This is a genomic window from Actinotalea sp. JY-7885, assembly GCF_014525465.1.
Taxonomy (GTDB): domain Bacteria; phylum Actinomycetota; class Actinomycetes; order Actinomycetales; family Cellulomonadaceae; genus Actinotalea.
This window is the reverse complement of record NZ_JACEXH010000243.1, coordinates 1-3,676: the sequence shown is the minus strand read 5'-3', so window position 1 is coordinate 3,676 and position 3,676 is coordinate 1. Positions and strand designations below refer to the sequence as shown.

Genomic DNA, 3,676 nt, shown 5'->3' with positions numbered 1-3,676 from the left:
GCCGCGCCGGCGGCGGGTCGGCGGCGCGGATCCCGCGCGCCAGCAGGTCCCGCCCGAGGCCGCGCCGGGCGAGGCCGCCCGCCCCCCGGACGACGACGAGCAGCCGGTGGGCGGGGCTGAGCCCACTCAGCCGCCGTAGGGCAGGACCGGCAGGCCCGGCACGTCGACGCGCAGCCGGAAGAGGGCGCCGGCCTCCGGCTCGGGGTCCTCGAGGTTCTCGCGGGACGTGGTGACGTAGAGGTCGCGCAGGTCCGGTCCGCCGAGCGTGCACGCCGTCACGAGGCGCACCGGGAGCTGGATCTCCTGCAGGATCTCGCCGGTCGGGGCGTAGCAGCGCACGCGACCGACGCCGTTGAGCGCGACCCACACGTTGCCGGCCGCGTCGACGGTCAGGCCGTCCGGGCGCCCGTCGTCGCCCGAGCGGAAGGGGCGGCGGTCCCGCAGCTCGCCACCGACGACGTCGAACACGTCGGTCCGGCCGGTGTCGGTGTCGTTGTAGTAGGCGAGGGTCCCGTCGGGGCTGAAGGCGATGCCGTTGGAGATCGTGACGTGCGGCAGGACCGTCGTGACGGTCCCGTCGGGCGCGATGCGCTGCAGGCTCGCGCCGCCCTGCGCGCGGTCGTAGCGCATGGAGCCGGCGTACAGGTTGCCGGCCGGGTCGCAGCCGCCCTCGTTCATCCGCAGGCCGGTGTCGGACCACATCTCGGGCAGGGGGTGGGCGGCGGCGTCCGGGCCGTCGGCGAGTCCCAGGCCGCGCTCCAGGCCGACGACGTACCCGCCCCCGCGGCGCGGGCGCACGAACGCCGCGACATCGCCGACGTGCAGCCGGTCGACGTCGCCGCCGGCGCGCAGGGTGAGGAGGTCTCCCGCGAGCATGTCCACGAAGCGGAGGCCGCCCCAGCTCTCGGACCAGACGGGGCCCTCGCCGTGGTACGCGACGGCATCGGTGACCTGCTCGAGTCGACTCATGCCTTGATCGTGCCGGGGACGCGGCTCGGGCGCAGCATGGGTGGGCTCGGGTGGCGGGCTCGGGTGGCGGGCTCGAGTGGGCTCGCGGGCTGGGCCTGGTCGCATCGCGCTGGCTCCGGCGGTCCGGGGATTCGCGGGGAGCGCCGTGACCGAATTGTCCAGATCCCGGGTGGGGCGTGGTGCGTGTCAGTGGCCGTTAGTACACTAGTTCGATCAGGGGCGAACTGGTACACGGGGGTCGGGATGGTCCAGGCGGCGAGCGAGGCGGCGGGGGTTGCGGGCCTCGACGCGCTGCTCGCCCGGCTGCGCGCGGACGCCGCGGCGTTGGCTGCGATGGCGCTGGGTTCGCTGGAGGGGCCGCGGGCGGCCGCGGTGCGTAGGGACCTGCGGGTGGTCGGAGACCAGATCCACCTGGCTGCCTCGGTCCTGCTCGCAGCGGTGGAGGCGGACGGGCGCTGGGCGCTAGGTGGGGCGGACCGCACGGTGGCGGGGCACGTCGCGCGCCGTGAGGGCATCGCCTACGGGGACGCGGCCCGCCAGGCCCAGCTCGGCCGGGCGATGGGCGAACTCCCCGTCGTGCGGGAGGCGGTGGCGTCCGGGGAGATCACCCGGGGTCACGCCGAGGCGCTGAGCCGCCTGGTGTCCTCCCCCGCGAGGCGCGCCGCCCTCGCGAGCGACCTACCGGACCGCAACGAGGCGTTCTTCGTCGACCAAGCGCGCCGCCTGGGTGTCGACGAGTTCCGGCGCCTGACCAGTCGCATGGCCGCGAAGCTCGACGACCAAGCCGCCGAGCGTGAGCACCGCCAGGCCGTCGCGCGACAGCGCCTGACCCTGACCCCGCGCGGGGACGGGTTGGCGCTGAGCGGGTTCCTCACCCACGAGAACGGTCAGCTCCTGGCCACCGCCGTCCGATCCATCGCCGGCGTGCCGACCAAGGACGACCAGCGGCCCGTCGAGCAGCGCCAGGCCGAAGCCCTGGTCGACCTCGCCCGCCTGGTCCTGGACAGAGGCCTCACAGGTGCCGGGGCCCAGGTCCGCCCGCACCTGAGCGTGCACGTCTCCTGGGAGACCTACCAGCGCCTGGCCACCGACGCCGCGGCCCGCGACGCCGCCGAGGCGGCCGCTCGTGGCACCGGCGGCACGGATGGCGCGGGTGGCAGGGACGGCGCGGGCGCCAGGGATAGCGCGGGTGGCACGGCGCACCAGGTGCGGCGCACGGGTCTCGAGACCGATCTGGTCGATCCCGCCGAGTTCGAATCCGGCGAACCCGTCCCTGCCTCGGTCCTGCAGCGCATCGCGTGCGACTCCCAGGTCACCCGCATCGTGTTCGGACCCGACAGCCAGATCCTCAACGTCGGCCAGGACGAGCGCACCTACACCAAACAGCTGCGCCGCGCGGTCATCGCCCGCGACCGCCACTGCCAGTACCCCGGATGCACCGCACCGCCCACGCTGGGCGAGATCCACCACATCCGGTGGTGGTCACACGGCGGCGACACCTCCACCGACAACGGCATCCTTCTCTGCTGGCACCACCACGACCACATCCACACCCACGACCTACGCATCACCCGAGTCCCCCACGGGTTCGAGTTCCGACACCCCGACGGCAGACCCGCCGCCCAGCCCGAGCACGCCTCCGGGGCACCACCGGCCACCGGCACACGTCCGCCACCAGGCGGCGAGACCGTGCTCCTCGACCTGGGCGCGGCGTGACAGGCCGACCGCAGCGCGACCGGCTGGTTCGGCGCGACCGGCTGGTTCGGCGCGACCGGCTGGTTCGGCGCGACCGGCTGTCGGCCGCGGCGCGCCCGAGGCTGGGCCCGGGCGCGCCGCTCGCGCGTCGTCGGACGCGCGCCGTTCAGGCGGCCGCAGGACCCGCCAGGCCGCCGCCGAGCCAGGTGCGGATCGCCGCGGCGTCCGACGCGTCGAGCTCCATCCGCGCGCCGCGGCACAGGCCGATGACGTACTCCGCCCAGGTCTCCGCCACCTCGCGGGCGGTCGGCGCCGCCGCGAGGTCGAGGCCCGCGTAGAGCACGCCGGCGATCACGGCGTTGACGGACGCACGACCAATCGGCTCCCCCGCCGCCTGGCACGCGTCGTGCACGCGCCGTGCCGTCTCCGGGCGGTCGAAGGGATGCTCGGCGACGTCCTCGGCGAGGGTCGCGATGAGGACGCGGTACCGGTCGGCCGGCAGGTTCGGCACGTCGGTCACGTCCACGACCTGGCGCTGCAGCGGCGGCAGGTTGGGGGCGCCTCCGGGCAGGTCGGACTCGCTGAACCGGCGCGGGTCCCAGACGAAGCCCGGGGCGGGCTCCGGTGACGCCGCCACTTCGGGCACCGCCTCCGCGATCCACCCGAAGAAGCCGCCCGTGCCGTCCCAGCCGCTGCTGCGCAGGGTCGGGTCGGCCTTGTGGGCCGCCTGGGCCACGAGCCCACCTCGCAGCGGGCGGTCCGCACCCCGCACCTGGCGCAGCACCGCGCGCCGGGCCGGTGACTGCGCCTGCGACTGCGTCGGTGACTGCTGACGGCGCTGCTGTCGCTGCGCCTGCGGTGCCTCGGCGGCGTCGTCGAACTCGTCGATGTCGATCTCGGGGCCGGCGCCGGCGTCAGCGCCCGCGTCAGCGCCCGAGTCGGCGTCGGCGTCGGCGGTGGGCGTCCCGGCGGCTCGCGCGCCGCCCGCCGGAGCGGTGGCGCGGCGCGAACC

2 protein-coding genes and 1 pseudogene are annotated in these 3,676 nt (G+C 75.7%); 1 reads left to right on the top strand and 2 read right to left on the bottom strand.

Annotated features, from left to right (window positions below):
- Window positions 1-126 precede the first annotated feature (126 nt).
- Window positions 127-969 carry an SMP-30/gluconolactonase/LRE family protein gene (locus IDM29_RS15625; RefSeq protein WP_182113394.1) on the bottom strand — a complete coding sequence of 281 codons (843 nt, stop codon included), beginning with the start codon at window positions 967-969 and terminating at the stop codon, window positions 127-129.
- Between the two features lie 243 nt (window positions 970-1,212).
- On the opposite strand from IDM29_RS15625, the gene IDM29_RS15620 reads away from it, so the two are divergent.
- Window positions 1,213-2,685, top strand: a complete 1,473-nt coding sequence (locus tag IDM29_RS15620) for an HNH endonuclease signature motif containing protein (protein ID WP_182113393.1) — start codon at window positions 1,213-1,215, stop codon at window positions 2,683-2,685.
- 145 nt (window positions 2,686-2,830) lie between these two features.
- Here IDM29_RS15620 and IDM29_RS15615 read toward each other — a convergent pair.
- Window positions 2,831-3,676 (bottom strand): annotated as a pseudogene (locus tag IDM29_RS15615) (hypothetical protein); the annotation flags it as partial.

Bases quoted from the DNA above. Each gene is read 5' to 3' on its own strand.
- IDM29_RS15625 (WP_182113394.1), bottom strand. From the start codon at position 969: ATGAGTCGACTCGAGCAGGTCACCGATGCCGTCGCGTACCACGGCGAG.
- IDM29_RS15620 (WP_182113393.1), top strand. From the start codon at position 1,213: ATGGTCCAGGCGGCGAGCGAGGCGGCGGGGGTTGCGGGCCTCGACGCG.